The organism is Ruegeria sp. BHSB058 (assembly GCF_059613285.1).
On record NZ_JBXWSF010000045.1, the window covers coordinates 1 to 22,389 of the forward strand.

Consider the following 22,389-nt stretch of genomic DNA (forward strand, 5'->3'; position numbering starts at 1 on the left):
CGTCCAGAATATCGGCGTTGGCGGTGTCTTCGAAAAACGTGGTCTCGTTGCTGATTGACTTCATCGGTTCGTGCGCCGAGACGCGACGCTTGTCCTGTCCTCGCGCCAGATGCCACAGCCGATATCCCATCGAACCGAACCGCGCGGTCAACGCCTCCTGATCCCAGCGCAGCAAATCGGCAAAGGTCCGGATGCCGGCACGTTCCAGCGATTCCTGCGCCGCTGGGCCAATACCCCAGATCAACCGCACCGGTTTGTTTCGCAGAAACGCTGCCGTCTCGGTCTGGCCGATCACCGAAAAACCTCGCGGCTTGTCGAGGTCTGAGGCGACCTTGGCCAAAAATTTGTTGTGACTTAATCCAATTGAGCCGGTCAGCCCCAGTTCGTCCTTCATCCGCCTGACCAGCCGCGCCAGCATTATCGCGGGCGGCGCACCATGCAGCCGCTCGGTGCCGGACAGATCCATGAACGCCTCGTCCAGTGACAGGGGTTCCACCACCGGGGTTAACTCGTCCATCATCGCGCGGATATGTTTCGACACCTCGGCATAGAGAGACATGCGCGGTTTGATCACCACCGCGTCGGGGCAGAGTTTTAGCGCCTGAAACATCGGCATGGCCGAGCGCACGCCGCGAATCCGGGCCACGTAGCAGGCGGTTGACACTACGCCGCGCTTGCCGCCGCCGATGATCACCGGCTTGTCCGCCAGTTCGGGATTGTCGCGCTTTTCCACCGAAGCATAGAATGCATCACAATCCATATGCGCGATGGTCAGATCGAAAAGCTCGGGATGCAGCCTGACCCTCGGGCTGCCGCAGGACGGGCAACGCCGGGCGTCCTCGAAACGGCTCAGGCAGTCGCGGCACAGGCCCGGCATCCTAGATCCTCAGGCTGGTTTGTTTCTGGAATGTCCAGTGCTGACTATACCACAAGCGGAACCAATCAAAGTCCCGGATTGCGGCAGAAGGGCTCTGTTAGAAAAAGAAATCCCCCCGCGAAGCTGAAGCGGGGGGAGAGGTAACGAACTTCAGGAAGAGAGAGTTCGTTGGGGAGTGTCTCGAGCTTAGAATCGCTCAAAACTTGACGTAGGGGCAAGCTTGCGCGAGCAGTTGTGAAAACTTGAGGGTTTCATGTGTTTTTGCGGGCACAGAGACAATATGGCGCGACAAGCCGCGAAAAAGGCCGCTGTTCAAACGTTTACGCTGCTATTTTGTGCGTTCCGGGACGGATTCCGTGCGATAAGTTCAATGCACACGCAACGCGCTCAACTCGTTTAGCACCGCTTCGGCGGCCGCCTTGGGGTTGGCGGCACGATAGATCGGGCGGCCAACCACGATGTGATCGGCGCCGTCGCCGACAGCGCTGGCCGGGGTGGCTACCCGTTTCTGGTCACCCAGATCGGCGCCGGCAGGGCGCACACCGGGGGTCACGATCAACCGCCCCTCGGACTGCGGCAGAGCGCGGATCAACGCCGCTTCCTGCGGGCTGGCAATGACGCCGTCGGCGCCGGCTTCGAACGCTTTGGCCGCGCGTTCCACGACCAGATCCTGTACATTGCCCGGCTTGATCAGCGCTGCATCCAGATCGGAGCGTTCCAGCGAGGTCAGGATGGTCACCGCCAGAATCTTCAGGTCCTTGCCCGCCGCACCTTCTTTCGCGGCCCTCACAACATGCGGATCGCCATGTACGGTCAGGAAATCCAGATCGAACTGCGCCAGCCCGCGCACGGCGTTTTCCACCGTGTTGCCGATATCGAACAGCTTCATGTCCAGAAAGATGCGCTTGCCGTAATCCTGCTTCAGCTCATTGGCCAGCGCCAGCCCGCCACCCGTCAGCATGCCCAATCCGATCTTGTAGAAATTCACCGCATCGCCCAGCTTTTGCGACAGGGCAAGACCTTCGAGAGCGTTGGGGACATCGAGGGCAACAATCAGGCGGTCGTCGGACATCGGGAAGGCTCCTTTTCGCAAGCGCCTGCGTCCTAGCGGGTTTGCGACGGTCTGTCCATGATCGGCGTAACTGGTCAAATGTCACAGAGCGGAAACCGGGCTATGTTATCGTATCCGCAATCACACCGAACAAAATGACAGTGGGACAAAAGATGAAGAAACGGTTTGCATTTGGATTTCTCGCAACAATTGCGGCATGTGGTGAATTACCGCAAGGTGGTGCGTCCGATGTCGGTGTTGCCCCGGCCCCGACCAATGACGATCTGCGGCTGGTGCGCGGTTACAGGTCTGAGGATGACTGGTGTCAGTTGACCGGCGAGACCGCCTTTACCGTCGATTTCCTCGATCACACTGCCGATCTTGTTTCGTGCCCCTCGGGCAGTGAGGCGGTTCGGTCGCTGGTCGACACGTTCGATGCGCGGCTGGTGGCCCAGACCGGCGGCTATTCCGTTTATACGATCCCGCGCGGATAAAACGGATTTCTGGTCTTTAGCTCTTGAAGCCACAGCGATATTCCCCAGATTGAATGCGAGGCCCAGACCAAAGCGTGCCGCCGAGCGGGCGCAAATATCCCGGGCGCTTGGAAAAGGAGAGAATGATGGACTTGTCGAAGTTCACTGAGCGGGCACGAGGCTTCGTGCAGGCAGCGCAGACAATTGCACTGCGCGAGGGGCACCAGAGACTGGCTCCCGAGCATATTCTGAAAGCACTGATGGACGACGAGCAGGGGCTGGCAAGCAACCTGATCAGCCGCGCCGGCGGCGCGCCGGCCCGCGTGGTCGAAGCGCTGGACGCAGCGTTGTCCAAGATCCCAAAGGTCAGCGGCGATGCGGGTCAGGTCTATCTTGATGGCCAGACCGCCAAGGTACTGGACGAGGCCGCCAAGATTGCCAAAAAGGCGGGCGACAGTTTCGTCCCGGTCGAGCGTATTCTGATGGCGCTCTGCATGGTGAAATCCAACGCCAAGGAGGCGCTGGAGGCCGGTGCCGTATCCGCGCAGAAGCTGAACGAGGCGATCAACGACATCCGCAAGGGCCGCACCGCCGACAGCGCCAGTGCCGAAGAGGGCTATGACGCACTGAAGAAATATGCGCGTGACCTGACCGAGGCTGCGGCTGCAGGAAAGATCGACCCGATCATCGGGCGGGACGAGGAAATTCGCCGCTCGATGCAGGTTCTGTCGCGTCGGACCAAGAACAACCCGGTTCTGATCGGTGAACCAGGTGTCGGCAAAACCGCGATTGCCGAAGGTATGGCCTTGCGCATCGTCAATGGTGACGTGCCAGAGTCGCTGAAGGACAAGAAGCTGCTGGCGCTTGACATGGGCGCACTGATTGCCGGTGCCAAATATCGTGGCGAGTTCGAAGAGCGGCTCAAGGCCGTGCTGACCGAGGTTACCGAGGCGGCAGGCGAGATTATCCTGTTTATTGACGAGATGCACACGCTGGTCGGTGCTGGTAAGTCCGAAGGGGCGATGGATGCCGCCAACCTGATCAAACCGGCGTTGGCGCGCGGCGAGTTGCACTGTATCGGTGCCACAACACTGGACGAGTACCGCAAGTATGTCGAAAAGGACGCGGCCCTTGCCCGCCGGTTCCAGCCAGTATTGATCGCTGAGCCGACGGTCGAGGACACGATTTCGATCCTGCGGGGCATCAAGGAAAAGTACGAGTTGCATCACGGCGTTCGCATTTCGGACAGCGCGCTGGTGGCGGCCTCGACGCTCAGCCACCGCTACATCACCGACCGGTTCTTGCCGGACAAGGCGATCGACCTGGTGGACGAGGCCGCCAGCCGCCTGCGTATGGAGGTGGACAGCAAACCCGAAGAGCTGGATCAGCTGGACCGCAACATCCTGCAGATGCAGATCGAGGAAGAAGCGCTCAAGCTTGAGGATGACGCCGCCTCCAAGGATCGGCTTGCCACCCTGCAAAAGGACCTGGCCGAATTGCAGGAACGCAGCGCCGAGATGACCGCGCAATGGCAGGCCGAGCGTGACAAGCTGGCCAGCGCCCGCGATCTCAAGGAACAGCTCGACCGTGCCCGCGCCGAGCTGGACATTGCCAAGCGCGAGGGTAATCTCGCCAAGGCAGGCGAGCTGAGCTATGGCATCATCCCTGAGCTCGAGAAAAAACTGACGGTGGCGGAAACGCAGGAAGACAGCGGCCTGATGGCCGAGGAGACCGTGCGCCCCGAACAGATCGCCGCGGTGGTTGAACGCTGGACAGGTATCCCGACCGCCAAGATGCTGGAAGGCGAGCGTGAAAAGCTGCTGAGGATGGAAAATGACCTGCACCGCCGGGTCATCGGTCAGAACGCCGCCGTCAACGCGGTGGCCAATGCCGTGCGGCGCGCGCGCGCCGGGCTGAACGACGAGAACCGCCCGCTGGGATCTTTCCTGTTCCTCGGCCCCACCGGCGTCGGCAAGACCGAACTGACCAAGGCCGTGGCCGAGTTCCTGTTCGACGATGATGCCGCCATGGTTCGTATCGACATGTCCGAGTTCATGGAGAAACACTCGGTCGCCCGCCTGATCGGCGCGCCTCCGGGCTATGTCGGCTATGACGAGGGAGGGGTGCTGACCGAAGCTGTGCGCCGCCGCCCCTATCAGGTAGTGCTGTTCGACGAGGTCGAAAAGGCGCATCCAGACGTGTTCAACGTGTTGTTGCAGGTGCTTGACGATGGCGTTCTGACCGACGGTCAGGGCCACCATGTCGACTTCAAGCAGACGCTGATCGTGCTGACCTCGAACCTCGGTTCCCAGGCGCTCAGCCAGTTGCCCGAGGGTGCCGACAGCGCGCAGGCGCGACGCGACGTGATGGATGCGGTGCGGGCACATTTCCGCCCCGAATTCCTGAACCGGCTGGACGAGACGATCATATTTGACCGGCTCAAGCGCGAGGATATGGACGGTATTGTCGATATCCAGCTTGCCCGCCTGAAGAAACGTCTGGCCAGCCGCAAGATCGAGCTTGCGCTGGACGAGGACGCACGGGAATGGCTGGCCAACGAAGGCTATGATCCGGTGTTTGGCGCACGGCCTTTGAAACGGGTGATTCAGCGCGCGCTGCAAAACCCGCTGGCCGAGGCGTTGCTGGGTGGCGAGATCAAGGATGGCGAAACCGTCCCGGTGACCGTCGGATCCGAGGGCCTGATCATCGGCGACCGGATCGGCACATCAGATCGCCCCCGTCCGGACGACGCGGTCGTGCATTAAAGGGCAGGTGACTGTCTTGAAGACTTCAAAGCCCGCCGGACATGGCGGGCTTTTTCGTAACGGCACGCGGGAAGCCTTTAGTTCAATAGATGCGTTTTGCACCTGCGCAATCCGAACTTGGGTGAGACCTTTGCTTTCTTGAGCGCACGCGCCAGCCGATCGCTTAAGAAGAATATCCGTTTCTCGAAATCCGGATCGATCCAAATGTCAGCGCCGGAAGAAGCAGAGGGCAGAACCATCAGATCATCATCCTGTAGGACCGGAGAAGCGAACCAGACCTTCGCCACTTCAAGATACTCGACACTCGACGATATTTCCGGGAGGGCGGTCTTTTTCGTGTTTCCGATGTTCAGGCAAAAATACTCGCCTTCAACGGGCGTCTTCCGGTCGAACTGGAACAGCCGGGTGGGATACAGCCCGCCTTGCCCAAGATCAAATTGACGCAAGACCCCTGCGCATTGCGAAGACACGACCCAAAAAGGGCCAACACGAAACAGGTGTGGTTGGCGTTTATGTATCATGTCTTTGTAGTCGCCATACATCTCCTTGGCGAAGCTTTCCGGCGGCAACGGTTCACCCCTGTTAATACGATCCAGGATGTCGAACGAGAGTTCCTCGTCACGTAGTGTGATATCACTTGTAAAGAACTTGTAGATGCTCGAGTCAAACCCCGCCAAGCTCGCCCAGATACTTGAATTCTCTTCTGACACTAATTTTCCATGCGATTACTAAGACGAACACTGCCCGACGATAGTGCAACCAAGGCCGTCATTCAAACCAGACAATTCGTCTGATCCGACCACTACGTCAACGCGCGCTTTTTTCGACCCGGCAAATGTGCTGTAGTCCCTCACATGATCGGGGGAGATATGCGGCGCAGCAAGGGTATCAACAGATGGTTCACCGGCCTCTGCCTCACCTTGGCGTTGGGGGCCTGTGGAGAGAAATCCTATAACGAAATTGCCATCATGCCGCCGCCAACGGTTTATGAGGGCGGCACGCTTGATCCTTTCACCACCGCGACCGCGCGCCAAAAGGCCGAGCGGGCCAAGCTGTTCTATGCCACCGACCGCCGCGTCGCCGGACCCGATGACGCCTCGGATCATTATGCCAACGACCGTGGGATCGTGCTGCGCACCGGGACGGTGGATGTGGCGATGACCCCACCTGCGGGGGACTGGGAGACCCTGCGCCGGATCTCGACCGGGCAGGACGACACCCAACGCACGCTTTCCGTCGTTTCGGCGCAGGAATTCGGGCCGATGCCGTTTTCCATCTCGGACGATACGGGGGAGGAGATCGACCCGGCCGAGGCCGCCCGCGCCGCGCACGACTTTGCCCGCGCCATCAATCGGCAACTGTCGCTGTCGGGCAGTCGCGATGTGGTGATTTATGTGCACGGCTATAACGTCGATTTCGAATACCCCACGCTGGTGGCGCGCGAGTTGCAGCACTATCTGGGCTATCGCGGCGCTTTTCTCAGCTACAACTGGCCCGCCACGCCCAACCGTCTGGCCTATTTCCGCGACCTTGAGACCGCCAGCGCCACGCGTCGAAACCTGCGCGAACTGATCGAGTTCCTGACCACCCAAACGCAGGCGCGGCGGGTGCACCTGATCGGCTACAGCGCCGGATCGCGGCTGGTGTTCGAAGCCGCCTATCAGATCGCCCTATTGGATGACGGGCGCGTCCGGCTGGGGCAGGTGGTGCTGATCGGCAGCGACCTCGACCGGCTCTATTTTACCAACGCATTGGCCGACGGCCTGCTTGACGGCATGGACCAGTTGTCCATTTACATGTCCGGCAGCGATGCGGCATTGGGCATGTCCGAGTTCGTCTTTGGTCGGAACCGCCTTGGGCAAACGGCAGGGAACGAGGCTATGCCAGACTGGCTGAGGCAGAAACTGCTTGCCGAAAACCGCCTTGCCCTGATCAACGCTTCTGACGCTCCGGGGGCGGACGCGGGCAACGGGCACTGGTATTTCCGCTCGGCCCCCTGGGCCAGCAGCGACATCCTGCTAACCCTCAGCAGCGGCGCGCTGCCGGCATCACGCGGCCTTGTCCGGTCACGAGGCAGCGCGGTCTGGCAATTCCCGCAGGACTACCCCGACCGGTTACGCGCCCTGCCGCTCCTCAACTGACACGCATCCCGACTTCAGGAGAGACCATCCGCCATGTCTGATACGCCGCTACCTTTTGACTATCTGTCCGACGCACACCTTGCCACCCTGAACATTCCCGCAAACGAGATTGCGGACTGTATCGAACAGGCCTTGCGGGATCAGGCCAAGGGGCAACTGTGGACCGCGCCCAAGGCGGCGATTATTCCCGGCGACGGGCGTTACGTGATGGCGACGCTGGCCGTCGCGGACGCACCGCCGGTCATTGCCGTCAAGGCGGTGATGGTCAGCCCAGACAATCCCGGGCGCGGCCTGCCTGCGATCAACGGCTCTATCATGCTGCTCGACAGCCAGACCGGTGCGTTGCGGGCGGTGACTGATGCGGGATGGGTGACGGCGGTGCGTACAGCAGGTCTTAGCGCCGTGGTGGCGCGCCGATTGGCCAACCCCGCCTCGAAAACCGTGGCCTTTGTCGGCGTCGGGGTGCAGGCGCGCAGCCACATCGACGCCTTTGCCGAGCTGTTTCCGCTGGCCGAGGTGCGCGCCTTTGGCCGCACCCCGGCCAACGTCGAGGCGTTCTGCGACTACGCCCGCGGCAAGGGCCTGACTGCACAGGTCGCCACCAACCCGCGCAAGGCGTTGGAGGGGGCGGATATCGTCGTCACATCGGTTACCCTGAACTACGAGATCGAACCCTTTCTTGATGCGAACTGGCTCAAGCCCGGCGCCTTTGCGGCTGTCACCGACCTGGCCTTGCCGTGGCAACCCAGTGGGATGTCCGCCTTTGGCGCGATCTATGTCGATGACCAGCAGCAAGAGGCGGCGATGGAAAAACCGATGGTCGCACCCGGCCTGATCTCGGGAGATCTGTCTTCGCTGGTTGCAGGCATTACTTCGGACGGCTTCGATCCGGCGCGCCGGACCGCATTCGTGTTTCGCGGGTTGGCCATAGGCGATCTGGCCGTGGCCGCATTCGCGTATCAATGCGCGGCGCCCTAAAACGCCTGAAATCGCGAGACCAGCCGATGGGAAACACACTATGACCTTCAGCAACAAGGACAAGATCCGCGCTCTGCTCAAAAGCATCGAAACCGGCGATCCCGGACCTGTCGCCGTGGTGAACGAGAAGAAATACATCCAGCACAACCCGCAGACCCACGAAGGCAGCGAAGGGCTTGCAGCACTGTTCAAGCGGCTTTCCGAAACTTCGCCCCGCGTCAATGTCGTGCGCGCATTCGAGGACGGGGATTTTGTGTTCGGGCACACCGAATACGACTTCGCCACCTCCCGGATCGGGTTCGAGGTGTTCCGCTTTGAGAGCGGCCAGGCGGTCGAGCATTGGGACAATATCCAGCCACGGCAAGGTCCCAACCGATCTGGCCGCAGCATGGTGGACGGCCCGGTCGAGGCCACGGATATCGATCGGACCGAGGCCAACCGCGATCTGGTCCGGCGCTTTGTCGATCATATCCTTATTGGCCGCAATCTCGCTGATCTGGTGGATTATGTCGATAACGCGTTGATCCAGCACAGCCCGGTGATGGATGATGGCTCAGCAGCCCTGCGCGCCGCACTGAACGAGCGCGCAGACGGCGCGCTTGCAATCCAATACTTCCGTAATCACCGCCTGCTCGCCGAAGGCAATTTCGTCCTGACTGTCTGCGAAGGTTATCTCCGGGGCGAGCATACGTCTTTCTATGATCTGTTCCGGGTCGAAACGGGCAAGATTGCCGAGCATTGGGACACTATTGAAACCGTTCCACCCCGCGAGGCCTGGAAGAACGACAACGGCAAATGGTGAGTGTTAGCGGTTTTGACTGTCAATAGAAAACTGGTCTGACGGAGGGCCTGAGATTGTATTGATGACAAGACACGCTGTCATTGCCGCGTTTCCGGCGTTTCTCGCACCTCGCGCTCGGCCTGCACACGTGCTTTGAACTTGCCCAAGATGACGTCCAATATGCGGAGCCGCGGACGGCCCGGTGATGCGCCCTCCTTGAGTTGCCTGATCCGCACTGTGCTTATTGACGGAAATCGCAAATGCCTATGCGTCTCATGACTGGATAGGTTTTCACCCGTTTTTTATTGCTGGCTTGGGAGTAAAAAGCGACAGCGGCTTGCCTGTGATCCGCCGCCTTGTACGTGTGTCACAATTCAGCCGACCGGGGACCCTTGGAAACAAGTTTCCACGTCATCGCTCAAACTGCGTGCTAAACTTGGCCATCATGGCTTTGCGGCACATTCTCGGTCGCGGTCGGAAAGCATATTTCCTATTTGTTGCAGTTCTGTGGCTAGCTGGTCGACAAACGCTGCCGCCAATGCCGAAGGCGGCCGGTGGGCGGGTTGCAGAATTGAAACTGCCAATGAAACTCGTGGACGAAAAGGCCGGAATACAACCGGCCTGACGACGGGGTGAGCAAGAAAATAACCGGCGGCTGTTATCGGATCACATACACAATAGCACAAACCCTTCTCAACAAGGGCGAACGCAGGGTTGAATGTTCGCAGTTCGAAACGGTGCACAAACTCCGCCTTTTGCGACTTGAAAGCAGATTGAGTGGCCAGCAGGTTCGGGTGCCCTTGCTGAAGCGCGGCCATCGGTTTGCCCGACAGCGCCCGGGCTTCAATTGCTGGCATGCGTGCCAACGGGTCGTCCGCCGGTAAGGCACAAACGCATTCGAGATCGAAATCCCGTGTAATCAGGGCAGGCGAAGGTGAAGGTGTTTCCGCCAGGCCAATGTCGTATTGCTGCGAGGATATCCACTCTTCAATGACGGAGGAAGCGCGCATCATCAGTGACGCGCTCACATCGGGCTTGTCGGCCAGAAACCGGGCGAGCAATTGGGGCATCAAAAGGCTGGAAGCCGCCGGCATGCAGGCAATGTTAAGACGGCCCTTTGTCAAAGCACCGATTTCACGCATTGTTCGCGTGGACAATGCCAGTCGGTCCAAAATGGCTTCGGCCTCGTCAGTGAAGTATCGAGCCTCGGGTGTTGGAACCATCTTGCCCCGCTGTCTGTGAAACAGGGCGATTTGCATTTCAGCCTCCAGATTCGCGATCAAGGCGCTAACGGCGGGTTGTGTGCGCCCCATCGTCCGCGCTGCTTCGGTGACAGAACCGCTGCGCATGACTTCTCGAAAGGCCTGAAGCTGGCGAAAGCTGATATTCATGGGCGTTGATTTTCCTGATATTTGCTTGAAGATATAAAGTAACTTTATTCTATTATCAATTTTATCGTTTTGACTTGATGATCTGTACTCGCAAGGTTCGCCCCCACGGAAGCACAGAATGCGCTTCGCGTTACGGAGGGGGAGATGGACCGTTTTTCGAGTATAGTTCTGACAGCGCTGATCTGTCTGGTGGCTCTTGGTCAATTCGTGCAGGTGATCACCCGTTATGTGCTGGAAATTCCAGTGATGGGGCTGGAAGAAAGCCTGCTTTATCCGACGCTCTGGCTTTATATGCTTGGGGCGGTCAACGCGTCACGCGAGAACACACATATCCGGGCCAATGTGCTTGAGATCTTCCTCAAGACCGAACGCCAGCACAAGATTCTCGCCATCGTAGGCGAGATCATCAGCCTGATCGTGGGGCTGTGGCTGACCATGTGGGCGTGGGACTATGCAAAATACTCGATTCGAGTCTGGCGCGAAAGCCCAACGCTGTATTTGCCGACCTTCTATGTCGATATCGCTCTGTTTGCAGGGATGGTGTTGATGATGCTGTTCACAGTCTGGCACCTGGCGATGCATCTCAAGGCTGTCCTTTCGCCCGATTTCACTCCGCGAAAGGACTCCTGAACATGATTGAGATTGCTCTTTTTGCGGTGCTGGTTCTGGTCATTCTGCTGACACTCGGTGTACCGCTGCCTTACTGCTTTGGTGCCGGGTTGATGGTGATGTATTACGCCGGCGATGTGGTGATGAAAGGCAATATGCTTTGGGGATTCCAGCAACTGGGCAACCCCGTTCTGTTGGCCATCCCGTTGTTTGTACTGGCCGGAACGATCATGAGCGTATCTGGTATCGCTGCCAGCTTGCTGAACTTCGTGAACATCTTCATCGGTCACCTGCGTGGTGGTCTGGGCGTCGTTGCAACCGTGTCTTGCGCGCTGATCGGGGCGATTTCCGGCTCGGGCTTGACCGGCGTTGCCGCCATCGGCCCGCTGCTGATCCCCGAGATGGAAAAACAGGGCTATCCTCGCGCATACGCAACCGCCTTGATCGCCAACGCGTCTCTTTTGGGTCTGTTGATCCCGCCTTCGGTGACAATGATCGTTTATGGCTGGGTCACGGACACCTCGATCCTTGCCTGCTTTCTGGCTACGCTGGGCCCCGGCCTGCTAATCATGACGAGCTTTTCGATCGTCAACATTCGCATGGCGCGCAAGTTTCCGTTGCAACTGAACGAACCGCTGAAAGGGCAGGAGTTCGTTTCCGAGGCCACGCAGCGCGGCCTGAAAGCCACACCTGCGCTACTGATGCCAATTATCATTCTTGGTGGCATCTATGGCGGCATAATGACCCCGACCGAAGCTGCTGCGGTAGCTGTAATCTATGCGATCCCTGTGGGTTTTCTGATCTACAAAGGACTGGATATGCGTACCTTTTTGGGTGCGGGCAGGGAAGCCGCCACATCCGTCGGCGCCATCATGCTGATGATCCTGTTCTCGATGATCCTCAGCCAGATGTTCGTTCTGGAAAGCGTGCCGCAGGCGATTGTGCAGGCGATCTTCTCGATCACTGAAAACAAGGCGCTTCTGCTGATCCTGATCAATATCCTGTTGTTTCTGGTCGGCATGGTCGTCAATGACGTCACCGCCATCATCCTGATCGCGCCACTGCTTCTGCCGTTGATGCAGGCCATCGGCGTCAGTCCGATCCAGTTCGCGGCGATCATGGGCGTCAACACGGCCATGGGCGGCGTGACGCCACCCTATGCTTCGATCCTCTACCTTGGTGCACGTATCGGACAGGTCCCTGTGACCCGCGTGATCCGTCCTGCCATGACTCTCATCCTGCTGGGCTATCTGCCGGTGGTGTTCCTGACCAGTTTCTGGCCGGACCTGTCGATGTGGCTGCCTCGCTTCTTTGGCTACTAAGCCGCAAATTTCATCACTCACGGAGGAGCAAAACCCAATGATGAATTTCCTGAAGTCCACGGCGATGGTCGCCGCCGTACTGGCCACCGCCGGCATCGCCGCCGCCGATACTCTGAAGGTCAGCCATATTCGACCTCAAGGTGCGACTATCGACAACGAACTGCGCGCTTTCGCCGAAGAGTTGAAGACGGCGACCGACGGTTCGCTGGAACTCAATCTGTTCCCGGCATCGGCGCTTGGCGACTATACCTCTGTTCAGGAACGGATTTCAGTTGGCGCCATCGACATGGCGGTGCAGCCTGCCGCGACTGCCGTCGATCGCCGCATGCAGATTTCGGCCTTTCCATATGTCGCTGCAAACTGGGCCGAAGCGAAAAATATCTACGGGCCCGGCGGCGCGATCTATGACGCGATGAAAGAGCTCTATGCCAAGCAGGACATCACCATGCTGGCCGCCTATCCGGTGTATTTCGGCGGTGTCGCGCTGAACACCGAAGCGGTCGATCCCGGCAACCCGACCTCGGCCAAGGGTATCAAGGTGCGTGTGCCCGGTATCAAGAGCTTCCAGCTGACCGCCGACGCGCTTGGCTACATCTCCTCGCCGATCCCCTTCTCCGAGGCCTTCACCGCCGTGCAGACCGGTGTGGTTGACGGCGTCGTCGGTTCGGGTGCCGAAGGCTACTATGCCTCGTTCCGCGATGTGACCACCACCTATGTGCCGGTGAACACCCACTTCGAGGTCTGGTATATGATCATCAACACGGAAGCCCTGGCCAACCTCAGCGACGCAGACCGTGCAGCGTTGGAGAGTGGTGCCAAGGAATTCGAAGCGAAACGCTGGGAAACCGCCGAGGCCGACCAGTCTGCGTTTGAGCAGAAGCTGGCCGACAATGGCGCCACCATCGTCAAATTGAGCGATGAAGAACTGGCCGCAACCGCCGCTCATGTGCGCGAAGCGGTCTGGCCGCAGGTCCTGGAAGACGTTGGTCAGGAATGGGGCCAGTCCATTCTGGACAAGATCGGCAACTAGGGGCCCTCAGTCGCTCGTCGGGAAAAGGGCCGTCTCCCAGCCCTTTTCCCTTTTCATGCATAAAACGGAGCCTCCCATGTTTCAGTCGCTGTGTCAGCCCGATGGCGTACGGGTCCGAATTGTTGTGAACGGGCGTGAGGTCGAGGCCGTGCCGGGACAGTCGGTCTGGTCGGCCATGGCTCTGGATGGTCAGACCGTGACACGGCATGCCGCATTGTCCGGTGAAATGCGCAGCGCCTATTGCGCCATGGGTGTGTGTTTTGAATGCATGGTCGAAATTGACGGTCTTCCCAATCAGCAGGCCTGCTTGCGGCAGGTGGCCGAGGGGATGGTGGTGACAACGCAAAATATTACCGAAGAGTCCGAGGTCGGCGATGCGGGCGTTTGATTGCGCGATCATCGGTGCTGGTCCTGCTGGCATGGCAGCAGCCATTCGACTGGCGGAAAGCGGTGCCAATGTTGCTGTTTTAGATCGCGCATCGCGGCCTGGCGGTCAGATCTATCGGTCCGTCGCCGATAGCCCGTTACCGGAAGCAAGCCTGTTGGGCGCGGACTATACTGACGGGGCTGGCCTTGTCGCCGCGTTCGAGCGCAGTTCCGTCACTTATTGCGCGAGGGCGGATGTCTGGCACGCGGGCGATGACGGTCGAATTCTGTTTTCACAAGAAGGCAAAACCAAGGAACTGAATTGCCGCGAGATGTTGCTTTGCCCCGGAGCGATGGAACGACCGATGCCAATTCCCGGATGGACCCTGCCAGGTGTAATGACCGCAGGTGCTGCACAGGTGATGCTGAAATCGGATGCAATGGTGGCCAATGGCGCAATCTTCGCGGGTTCCGGCCCGCTACTTTATCTGATCGTCGCGCAATATCTGCGGCTTGGTGTGCCGGTGGTGGCATTGGTCGATACCACGCCACGCGATCATTTCCTTGAGGCACTTCCACGTTTGCCTCGGGCCTTGCGCAGCTTTCCAATGCTGCAAAAGGGGATTGGGCTGCTGCGCGAGATACGGCGTAGCGGTATCCGAACATTTCGCGGTGCGCGTGATCTTTGCGTACTGGGTGATCAGCGGGCATCGGGCCTGCGTTTCTCCAGCGGAGGAGGTAGCCGCGAGATTGCCGCCGGCACCGTTTTTCTGCACCACGGAGTGCAGCCGAACCTGAACATAACCCTCGCGATGGGATTGAAACATCGCTGGAATTCCGACCAGCTTTGTTGGCAGGTCGATACAGATGCCTTTGGCCAAAGTTCGGTGCCACATGTTTCCGTTGCAGGCGACGGCGCGGGCATCATTGGCGCCGACGGCGCGCGTCTGGCGGGTCGTCTGGCGGCGCTCAACATCCTGTGCCGGTTGGGTCTGTTGTCGGAGCCGCAAAGAGACCGCGCGGCAGCTCCGGATCTGGCCGCGTTGGCCGTACTGCGCCCCTTCCGTGCCTTCATTGACAAGCTTTATCGCCCGTCGAACGCGTTGCGCCTGCCACAGGACCCGGACACACTTGTCTGTCGGTGCGAAGAGCAAAGCCTCGCCCAACTCCGGGCGGGGTTTGATCTGGGCGCGCGTGACCCCAATGCCTTGAAATCATTAACTCGATGCGGGATGGGGCCGTGCCAGGGCCGTCAATGCGGTCATACCGTGGCGGGGCTGCTGGCAGAATGGCGCGGGGCGCCACCGGAAGACGTGGGTTACTATCGTTTGCGCAGCCCGCTGCGTTTGCTGACCCTCGACGAACTCAGCCATTTTGGCACTCTTCAGGCGAAGGGCAGCAAATGAAAGCGGATGTTCTGATTGTTGGGGGTGGCATTCAGGGGTGCGCTACCGCTTTTCATCTTGCCCGTTCCGGCGTGTCTGTCATCGTCGTTGAAAAGGACTATGTCGGTCGGCATGCATCTGGCGTGAATGCGGGCGGTGTCCGGCTATTGGGTCGCGACATGGCCGAAGTGCCGCTGTCCATAGCCTCGATGATGATGTGGCAGACATTGGATGAGGAACTTGGCCATGACACCGGGTTTCGCCGCCAGGGCCTGATCAACATTGCGGCGGACGACGCCGACATGACCAAGCTTCGCATTCGTGAAGACAAAATGCGCGCAGCGGGTTTTAGACACGAGCGGATCATTTCCCGCCAGGAGTTGATGGATCGTTTGCCGAACGTAAACCCGGATTGTGTCGGAGGGGCGACGTCAGATTTTGACGGTTACGCCATCCCTTACAAGGCGACCAGCGCTTTCCGTTTGCGCGCGGAACACCTTGGTGTCCGATTTGTCGAAGAAGAAGAATTGCTTGGCTTGCGTCGTGTCGGTGACGTCTGGCTGGCGCAAGGGTCAACCATTCGATTCGAAGCCGATACTGTCGTCAATTGTGCCGGAGCATGGGCCGACCGTATCGCTTTGATGATTGGCGACAACGTTCCGCTTAGCCATGCCGCGCCGATGCTGATGATCACGGCGCGTATGCCGCAATTCGCCAAGCCGGTTGTTGGGGCGGTCAGTAGACAGTTGAGTTTCAAACAGTTTGAAAACGGCACCGTCCTGATCGGGGGTGGGGCTAAGGGGTTTGCCGACCGTTCTGCAAACCGCACTCGTCTAGATTATTCCAAACTGGCCGAGGCTGCCCGAACCACGGCGGAGTTCTTTCCGATCATGCGCCGCGCCGCGATCAACCGCATGTGGGCTGGGTTGGAAGCGTATATGCCAGATAACTTGCCGGTAATTGGAGCTGCGGTGAATGCTGATCGCGCGTTCCACGCCTTTGGGTTTTCGGCCCATGGATTTCAGCTGGGTCCCGTGATCGGCAAGGTCATGTCGGATCTGGTTCAGACAGGCAAATCGGAGTTTCCGCTCGATGCTTTCCGAATCGACCGTTTTGACCGAAAGGTCTTGTGAGGTGGTTTCGAATTCTGCATCTTGCGCCACGCGATCATGGCGGTGCTAAAGCCACGCGATAGTCATGCCGACGTGCTGAATAACAACATCATTCTGTCACAACCATACAATGCCGTCGCAAACGAAAAATGAGTGGCGCCCCTTAGAAACCTGTCGACAAATTTACCCGAGCGCGAGAAAATCTGTATGGGGCTTCTTGTCTGGCGGCTAACTCTGCGATTCAATTGAGACATGTTTGATCAGATTTCTCGTCGTGCATTTCTGACCGGTTTGGGGGCGGCGCTGAGTCCGGTTGCCGGGTGGGCAAAGGCTCCGGAAGCATCTCTCAGGCCGCAGGTGCGAACAGGTGTGGTGAGTGAGTCCGAGCGGATCATCCGAGCGGCTGGGTTGCCTGGGGATGTGGTCTTTGCCGTGGCCGATGTGAAAACCGGCAGACATCTGGAAGCAGTGGGCGCAGGCAACGGACTGCCGCCGGCGAGTGTGGCCAAGGCATTGACCGCGCTTTACGCGCTGGACGTGTTGGGGGCGGAGCATCGGTTCGAGACACGGCTGATCGCGGACGGGCCGATGGAAAACGGCATCCTCAAGGGGGATCTGATTCTAGTTGGCGGCGGAGACCCCTTGCTGGACACTGAGGCGCTTGCAAACCTGGCGGTGAACTTGCGGGAGGCCGGGCTGCGGGAAGTGCGCGGGGCTTTCAGGGTATATGACGGCGCGTTGCCCTTTGTGCATACCATTGATCCGGAACAGCCCGATCATGTCGGATACAGCCCGGCGGTGAGCGGCATCGCGCTGAACTTTAACCGCGTGCATTTCGAGTGGAAACGTGGCGCCAAAAGCTATGACGTGACCATGGATGCCCGCACCGCCAATTACCGGCCGCGCGTGGAAATGGCAAAGATGTCCGTCGCCGATCGGAACCTGCCCGTTTACACCTATGAACCCGGCGTGCGGGTCGACAACTGGACGGTGGCCAAGGGCGCTCTGGGCAAAGGTGGCGCGCGGTGGCTGCCGGTGCGCAAGCCGGCATTGTATGCGGGCGAAGTGTTTCAGACATTGGCGCGGGTCAACGGACTTGTTCTGGGCCGGGCGGAAGTTGTCCGTACCGTGCCCGAGGGTACAGTTCTGGCCACGCATCAGAGTGCGCCACTGCAAAAAATCTTGCGGGGAATGCTTAAATACTCGAACAACCTGACCGCCGAGATGGTAGGGATGGCTGCCACGGTGGCGCGGGGCGTTACGCCCGGTGACCTGCAGGATTCTGCGTCAGAGATGAACCAGTGGGCAATCGGGAAATACGGCGCCTTCCGGACGCAGATGGTGGATCACTCCGGTTTGGGAGGCGCTTCTCGCATGGCGCCGGGAGATCTGGTGCGGGCCCTTGTGGCTGCGCGCAAAAGCAATCTGTTGCGGCCCTTGCTCAAGCAGTTCGCCCTGAAGGACAGCAAGGGACGCCCAATCAAGGGGCATCCCGTCAGGGTCGATGCCAAGACAGGCACGCTGAATTTCGTGTCTGGTCTGGGGGGGTTCGTGACAACTGCGGGCGGCACTGAACTGGCATTTGCCATTTTCACCGCCGACATCGCGCGGCGGGCGCAGATCCGCCGTGAGGATCGGGAGCGTCCGCCGGGCGCGCGGTCATGGAACCGGCAGTCGAGAAAGTTGCAACAAGCCTTGCTGGAGCGGTGGGGCAACCTTTACGGTAGTTGAGCGCGCTCAGACCAGATGCCGCGCCCGCGCGCCGCGTTCGATGGCGGCGGCATGCAAGCGGTCGATATTGAGCTCGTACCGTATTTCTTCGAGCAGGCGCAGTTCGGTTTCCGCCAACGTGCCGTCGGCGGCGGCCACGTCACAGGCCAGGGCATAGGCGGTTTCATTCAGCCGTTCCGGCAGGTTGTCGCGGATCAGGCCGAACAGCGCATCCAGCCCGTCCTCTTGTTCGAATAGGTCGAACACGGTTTGCGAAACCCGCTGCATGCGGTCGATATCGTATTCGGCAAAGATCGGCAGCATGTTTACGGCGGTTTGGATCTTGACCAGCTCGGCAGTGCGGATGTTTTCGTCGGAGGCGGACACCGCGACCATGATCGCCACAAGGCAGTCCTGCGGGGTCATCGGGTGGGGGGCTTGCTCGGTCATGGTGTCGTCCTGCTGAAATCCTTGGTTTCAGCGCAAGATACGGAGAGCGCCGATGCTATTCAACTCTTGCGCGCCGATATTTCGAAGAACACGTTTTTGGTGTATTATCGAAGTGTTTTTTTCAGGAAATTTGGAGGTAAGTCATGACTGGTGTGAATGTGTTATTGGAAATCGCCTCGGAGCGTCCGGACGCCTTGGAAATGCACGGTGCGGCAATGGATGCACCCAACGAGGCGGAGCGGCAGGCGGCTGAGCTTTTGGCAGATATCGGCGGCGCCGGAATCGAGTTTGAGGAAGGGTTCACGCCGGTGCCGATGTTTTCGCGCATCGACGAGGCAGTAAGCGCCGATTTCGTGGAGTCCGTGCAACCGACCCACAGGGAACTGGCGCCGACAAGTCGGACGGTGGTGCTGCCTGCGCAGATGAGCCGGGAGCGTCTGAGCGAGTTGCAGGGAAATCCGAACGTTAAGATCTGGCCCAATTCGCAACTGACGCTATATTCCGCGCGGGAGGCGATTGACGAGGCGCGCTCGGACAGTGGTGTGGATTGCCGGCCTTTCCGCAGCGCGGTGGAAATTGCCGTTTTGCGCGACCTGCTGGGGACAGACACGTTGTGGAGCAGCGGTTTTCGTGGGCAGAACATCATCGTCGGCATCATCGACGAGGGTGTGAACGGAGATGAGTATCCGGTTGTCGGAGGATTTGCCCGCCCCGGGGCCGGATTGCAACCCGGCGCGGCGGCGATCAGCAGTCATGGCTCGATGTGCGCAGCGGATGTTCTGGTGGCGGCGCCGGCGGCGCGGATCTATGACTATCCGTTCCTCGGTGTTCCAAACTCGGGTGGTGCGTTGCAGATGTTCCAGGCGGTTCTGGATCAGTGGAATAATGATGGAACGCCGCAGATCACCAACAACTCTTACGGGTTTACCGGCGTGCCGAACCCGGCGCATTTTCCCAATCACGAAGTGCACGACATCAATCACCCGGTGCACCGCAAGGTGCGCGAGGTGGTGTCGGCAGGCGTGGCCTGTTTCTTTGCGGCGGGAAATTGCGGGCAGAATTGCCCAAGCGGCAATTGCCATTCCTCGGGTGTCGGGCCGGGCGTGTCGATACATGCATCCAACAGTCTGGCCGAAGTCATTACCGTCGCCGCCGTCAACAGCAGGCACGAGCGGATCGGGTATTCCAGCCAGGGGCCGGGCATGTTCGAGCCGCAAAAGCCGGATATCGCCAGTTATTCGCATTTCTTCGGCAACTTCGGATCAGGGCGCCCGGCGGGGGCTGGTGGAACGCCGTTTGACAACGGAACGTCGGCGGCAACACCGGTTGCGGCGGGTGTCGGTGCGGCGCTGTTGTCGGCCAATCCCGGACTGACCCCGGCCGAGTTGAAATTCCTGCTGATGGAATCGGCCACCAGCCTCGGCGGCGGGCGTGGCTGGAATGCCGATCACGGCACCGGTGTGATCAACGCGGCAGCGGCGCTAAGCTCTATGCGGACGCGGGTACCGTTGGTAGGCTGAGGCCCGGATGGATTGGTTGGTAACATATTGCGGATCCGAAACGGACGAGGAAGTCCGCCAGCGCCTGCGCGAGGCGGGGGCGTCGGTTAATCCGGATGTCACGGCCATACCGTTGGGGGAATCCGAGAGGGTTTTCGAAATCAGTGCGTCGGGTGTCGTGGCCTCGAAATTGACCGCCTTGCCTGGCGTCAGAGGCGTATATCCGCATTCCGAACCGACAGCATACCGTTAGGGTGCAATAATCCCTTGTTTGAGCTGGGTTGATGCCGCCCGACGATTGACTCTTGCTGCACCAGCACAATAGGAGAAGCGGGCCGGTCGCGCGGTGCGGCGGGTCCCGTTTTCCGATGGAGAAAGAAGCGAAATGTCTGAACTGCGCGATACCGCCCTTGCGTCCAAGGCCTGGCCCTTTGAAGAAGCGCGCCAGGTGCTAAAACGCTATCAGAAAGCTCCTCCGGAGAAGGGGTATGTCCTGTTCGAGACCGGCTATGGCCCCTCGGGCCTGCCGCATATTGGCACTTTTGGCGAGGTGGCACGCACGACGATGATCCGCCGTGCCTTCGAAGAGATCAGTGAAATTCCCACCAAGCTGATCTGTTTCTCGGACGATATGGACGGTATGCGCAAGGTGCCGGGTAATGTCCCCAATCAGGAAATGCTGAAGGAGCATCTGCAGAAGCCGCTGACCGCTGTGCCGGATCCGTTCGGCACGCATGAGAGCTTTGGCCATCACAACAACGCGATGCTGCGGCGGTTTCTGGATACGTTCGGGTTCGAGTATGAGTTCATCAGCGCGACGGATTTCTACAAGTCGGGCCAGTTCGACGCTATCCTGCTGCGAGCGGCCGAGCGTTACGACGAGGTCATGAAGATCATGCTCAAGTCGCTGCGCGAAGAGCGTCAGCAGACCTATTCGATCTTTCTGCCGATCCATCCCGATACAGGACGGGTTCTATACGTGCCAATGAAGGAGGTGAATGCCAAGGACGGCACTATCACTTTCGACGACGAAGATGGCAAGGAATGGACGCTTCCGGTCACTGGCGGCAACGTCAAGCTGCAGTGGAAACCGGACTTTGGTGCGCGCTGGGCGGCGCTGGGCGTCGATTTCGAAATGTACGGAAAAGATCATTCCACCAACACGCCAATCTATGACGGCATTTGCCGGGTACTGGGAGAACGCGCACCCGAACATTTCACGTATGAGTTGTTCTTGGATGAGAATGGCCAGAAGATTTCGAAATCGTCGGGCAACGGGGTGTCGATCGACGAATGGCTGAACTATGCGCCGACCGAAAGTCTTGCCTATTTCATGTACCAAAAGCCCAAGACCGCCAAACGGATGCATTTCGATGTGATACCGAAAGCCTATGATGAGTATCACCAGCAACTCAGGGCCTATCCGGGACAGGACCTGAAGGCGCAATTGAATAATCCGGTGTGGCATATCCACGGTGGCCGTGTTCCCGAGTCGACGCTGATTGTTCCGTTTGCGATGCTGCTGAACCTGGCCTCGGTCTCGGCGGCCGAGGACAAGGACACGCTGTGGGGTTTCATCCGCCGTTACGCGCCCGAGGCCAGCGCCGAGAGCCATCCCGACCTGGATCAGGCCGCCGGGTTCGCCGTGCGGTATTTCAACGATTTCGTCAAACCGACTCGCCAATTTCGCGCGCCGACAGAACAGGAGCGCGAGGCGCTGGAGGCGCTCAAGGCCGAGCTGGAGGTTTATGACGGGCCGATCGAGGACGAGGCGCTGCAATCTGTGGTGTATTCCATCGGGCGTGAGCGGTTTGATCCGATGCGCGACTGGTTCATCGCGCTTTACGAAGTGCTTCTGGGGGCGTCGCAAGGGCCGCGTTTTGGCGGGTTTGTCGCGCTTTACGGCGTGCCCGAAACCATCGCGCTGATCGATCGGGCGCTGGCGGGCGAACTGGTCTGATTTGACGAACAGGGACATGGGGCTATCCTCCGGTCAGGAGGGTAGCCCCATGCGCCACATTCTTTTGGCATTGCCGGTCTGGGTTTGGATGAGTGTGTCGACCCAAGCGCAAAGCACCGAGATCGAGGCCAATATCCGCGCCCAGATCGACGCCTTTCTGGTGGATGATTTCACCACCGCATTCACCTTTGCGAGCCCGGGCATTCAGAACCTGTTTCGGACGCCCGACGAATTCGGCGCGATGGTGCGCAACGGCTATCCGATGGTTTGGCGGCCTGCGGATGTGAGGTTCCTTGAGTTGCGTGAGGTCGGTGGTGATTTGTGGCAGAAAGTCATGATCGTTGATGACAACGGGCATGTGCATCTGCTGGATTACCAGATGATCCGGCAGGGTGATGCGTGGAAAATCAACGGCGTGCAACTCCTTGGTCCGAGCGATCCGGCGGCGTGATGCAACGGCACCGTCACGGTGGTGCCAGTCCGGTTTAA

The 22,389-nt window shown here is 59.4% G+C and carries 21 protein-coding genes; 16 read left to right on the forward strand and 5 right to left on the reverse strand.

Features of this window, described 5'->3' with window-relative positions; genetic code table 11:
• Both AC2FNB_RS12490 and pyrF read right to left on the reverse strand, forming a co-directional pair.
• A partial coding sequence (locus tag AC2FNB_RS12490; RefSeq protein WP_496746724.1) for a DNA polymerase IV occupies window positions 1–877 on the reverse strand: 877 nt, incomplete at its 3' end.
• Between the two features lie 367 nt (window positions 878–1,244).
• A complete protein-coding gene (gene pyrF / locus AC2FNB_RS12495; protein WP_496746726.1) occupies window positions 1,245–1,949 on the reverse strand; it encodes an orotidine-5'-phosphate decarboxylase in 705 nt (234 codons plus the stop codon).
• A 152-nt stretch (window positions 1,950–2,101) separates the two neighbouring features.
• On the opposite strand from pyrF, the gene AC2FNB_RS12500 reads away from it, so the two are divergent.
• Both AC2FNB_RS12500 and clpB read left to right on the forward strand, forming a co-directional pair.
• Window positions 2,102–2,422, forward strand: a complete 321-nt coding sequence (locus AC2FNB_RS12500) for a hypothetical protein (protein ID WP_480750233.1) — start codon at window positions 2,102–2,104, stop codon at window positions 2,420–2,422.
• 125 nt (window positions 2,423–2,547) lie between these two features.
• A complete protein-coding gene (clpB, locus tag AC2FNB_RS12505; RefSeq protein WP_496746729.1) occupies window positions 2,548–5,166 on the forward strand; it encodes an ATP-dependent chaperone ClpB in 2,619 nt (872 codons plus the stop codon).
• A gap of 77 nt (window positions 5,167–5,243) precedes the next feature.
• Here clpB and AC2FNB_RS12510 read toward each other — a convergent pair whose 3' ends face one another.
• On the reverse strand, window positions 5,244–5,843 hold the full coding sequence (locus AC2FNB_RS12510) for a hypothetical protein (protein WP_496746731.1): 600 nt from the start codon (window positions 5,841–5,843) through the stop codon (window positions 5,244–5,246).
• Window positions 5,844–6,035: 192 nt separating this feature from the next.
• Here AC2FNB_RS12510 and AC2FNB_RS12515 point away from each other — a divergent pair, with 192 nt between their 5' ends.
• Genes AC2FNB_RS12515 through AC2FNB_RS12525 form a run of 3 tightly spaced genes read left to right on the forward strand, consistent with a single transcriptional unit; the run spans window position 6,036 to window position 9,087 of the window.
• On the forward strand, window positions 6,036–7,307 hold the full coding sequence (locus AC2FNB_RS12515) for an alpha/beta hydrolase (protein WP_496746732.1): 1,272 nt from the start codon (window positions 6,036–6,038) through the stop codon (window positions 7,305–7,307).
• Between the two features lie 33 nt (window positions 7,308–7,340).
• The gene (locus tag AC2FNB_RS12520) at window positions 7,341–8,285 is read left to right on the forward strand and encodes an ornithine cyclodeaminase family protein (protein WP_480750229.1); all 945 of its coding nucleotides are present in this window, start codon (window positions 7,341–7,343) and stop codon (window positions 8,283–8,285) included.
• Between the two features lie 40 nt (window positions 8,286–8,325).
• Entirely contained in the window at window positions 8,326–9,087 is a 762-nt protein-coding gene (locus AC2FNB_RS12525; RefSeq protein ID WP_496746736.1) for a nuclear transport factor 2 family protein, read from the forward strand.
• A gap of 422 nt (window positions 9,088–9,509) precedes the next feature.
• Here the strand turns inward: AC2FNB_RS12525 and AC2FNB_RS12530 are convergent, their stop codons facing one another.
• Window positions 9,510–10,661 (reverse strand): LysR substrate-binding domain-containing protein, encoded by a 1,152-nt coding sequence (locus AC2FNB_RS12530; RefSeq protein ID WP_496746738.1) that lies wholly within the window; start codon window positions 10,659–10,661, stop codon window positions 9,510–9,512.
• Between AC2FNB_RS12530 and AC2FNB_RS12535 the strand changes: the two genes are divergently transcribed.
• The 7 genes from AC2FNB_RS12535 (at window position 10,602) to dacB (ending at window position 18,012) form a co-directional block, all read left to right on the forward strand.
• Window positions 10,602–11,087, forward strand: coding sequence for a TRAP transporter small permease (locus AC2FNB_RS12535; protein ID WP_496746740.1), 486 nt, complete (start codon window positions 10,602–10,604; stop codon window positions 11,085–11,087). The genes AC2FNB_RS12530 and AC2FNB_RS12535 overlap by 60 nt on opposite strands.
• A gap of 2 nt (window positions 11,088–11,089) precedes the next feature.
• Window positions 11,090–12,388 (forward strand): TRAP transporter large permease, encoded by a 1,299-nt coding sequence (locus AC2FNB_RS12540; RefSeq protein ID WP_480750226.1) that lies wholly within the window; start codon window positions 11,090–11,092, stop codon window positions 12,386–12,388.
• A gap of 37 nt (window positions 12,389–12,425) precedes the next feature.
• Window positions 12,426–13,418: a TRAP transporter substrate-binding protein DctP gene (gene dctP, locus AC2FNB_RS12545; RefSeq protein ID WP_496746743.1), complete on the forward strand. Its 993-nt coding sequence runs from the start codon at window positions 12,426–12,428 to the stop codon at window positions 13,416–13,418.
• A gap of 76 nt (window positions 13,419–13,494) precedes the next feature.
• Window positions 13,495–13,806: a (2Fe-2S)-binding protein gene (locus AC2FNB_RS12550; protein ID WP_496746745.1), complete on the forward strand. Its 312-nt coding sequence runs from the start codon at window positions 13,495–13,497 to the stop codon at window positions 13,804–13,806.
• Window positions 13,793–15,190, forward strand: coding sequence for an FAD/NAD(P)-dependent oxidoreductase (locus tag AC2FNB_RS12555; protein WP_480750223.1), 1,398 nt, complete (start codon window positions 13,793–13,795; stop codon window positions 15,188–15,190). The genes AC2FNB_RS12550 and AC2FNB_RS12555 overlap by 14 nt, the downstream gene beginning before the upstream one ends.
• A complete protein-coding gene (locus AC2FNB_RS12560; protein WP_496746749.1) occupies window positions 15,187–16,302 on the forward strand; it encodes an NAD(P)/FAD-dependent oxidoreductase in 1,116 nt (371 codons plus the stop codon). Before AC2FNB_RS12555 ends, AC2FNB_RS12560 begins: the two co-directional genes overlap by 4 nt.
• A 231-nt stretch (window positions 16,303–16,533) precedes the next feature.
• Window positions 16,534–18,012: a D-alanyl-D-alanine carboxypeptidase/D-alanyl-D-alanine endopeptidase gene (gene dacB, locus AC2FNB_RS12565; protein ID WP_496746750.1), complete on the forward strand. Its 1,479-nt coding sequence runs from the start codon at window positions 16,534–16,536 to the stop codon at window positions 18,010–18,012.
• A gap of 6 nt (window positions 18,013–18,018) precedes the next feature.
• Here the strand turns inward: dacB and AC2FNB_RS12570 are convergent, their stop codons facing one another.
• Window positions 18,019–18,441, reverse strand: coding sequence for a tellurite resistance TerB family protein (locus AC2FNB_RS12570; RefSeq protein WP_480750220.1), 423 nt, complete (start codon window positions 18,439–18,441; stop codon window positions 18,019–18,021).
• A gap of 143 nt (window positions 18,442–18,584) precedes the next feature.
• Between AC2FNB_RS12570 and AC2FNB_RS12575 the strand changes: the two genes are divergently transcribed.
• The 4 genes from AC2FNB_RS12575 to AC2FNB_RS12590 all read left to right on the forward strand — a co-directional run bounded on the left by AC2FNB_RS12575 (window position 18,585) and on the right by AC2FNB_RS12590 (window position 22,351).
• Complete coding sequence (locus AC2FNB_RS12575) at window positions 18,585–19,961, forward strand: S8 family peptidase (protein WP_480750219.1); 1,377 nt, start codon at window positions 18,585–18,587, stop codon at window positions 19,959–19,961.
• Between the two features lie 7 nt (window positions 19,962–19,968).
• Entirely contained in the window at window positions 19,969–20,193 is a 225-nt protein-coding gene (locus AC2FNB_RS12580) for a hypothetical protein (RefSeq protein WP_480750218.1), read from the forward strand.
• 132 nt (window positions 20,194–20,325) lie between these two features.
• Entirely contained in the window at window positions 20,326–21,900 is a 1,575-nt protein-coding gene (locus AC2FNB_RS12585) for a lysine--tRNA ligase (RefSeq protein WP_480750217.1), read from the forward strand.
• A 49-nt stretch (window positions 21,901–21,949) separates the two neighbouring features.
• On the forward strand, window positions 21,950–22,351 hold the full coding sequence (locus AC2FNB_RS12590) for a DUF4864 domain-containing protein (RefSeq protein ID WP_480750216.1): 402 nt from the start codon (window positions 21,950–21,952) through the stop codon (window positions 22,349–22,351).
• The last annotated feature ends 38 nt before the right edge of the window (window positions 22,352–22,389 follow it).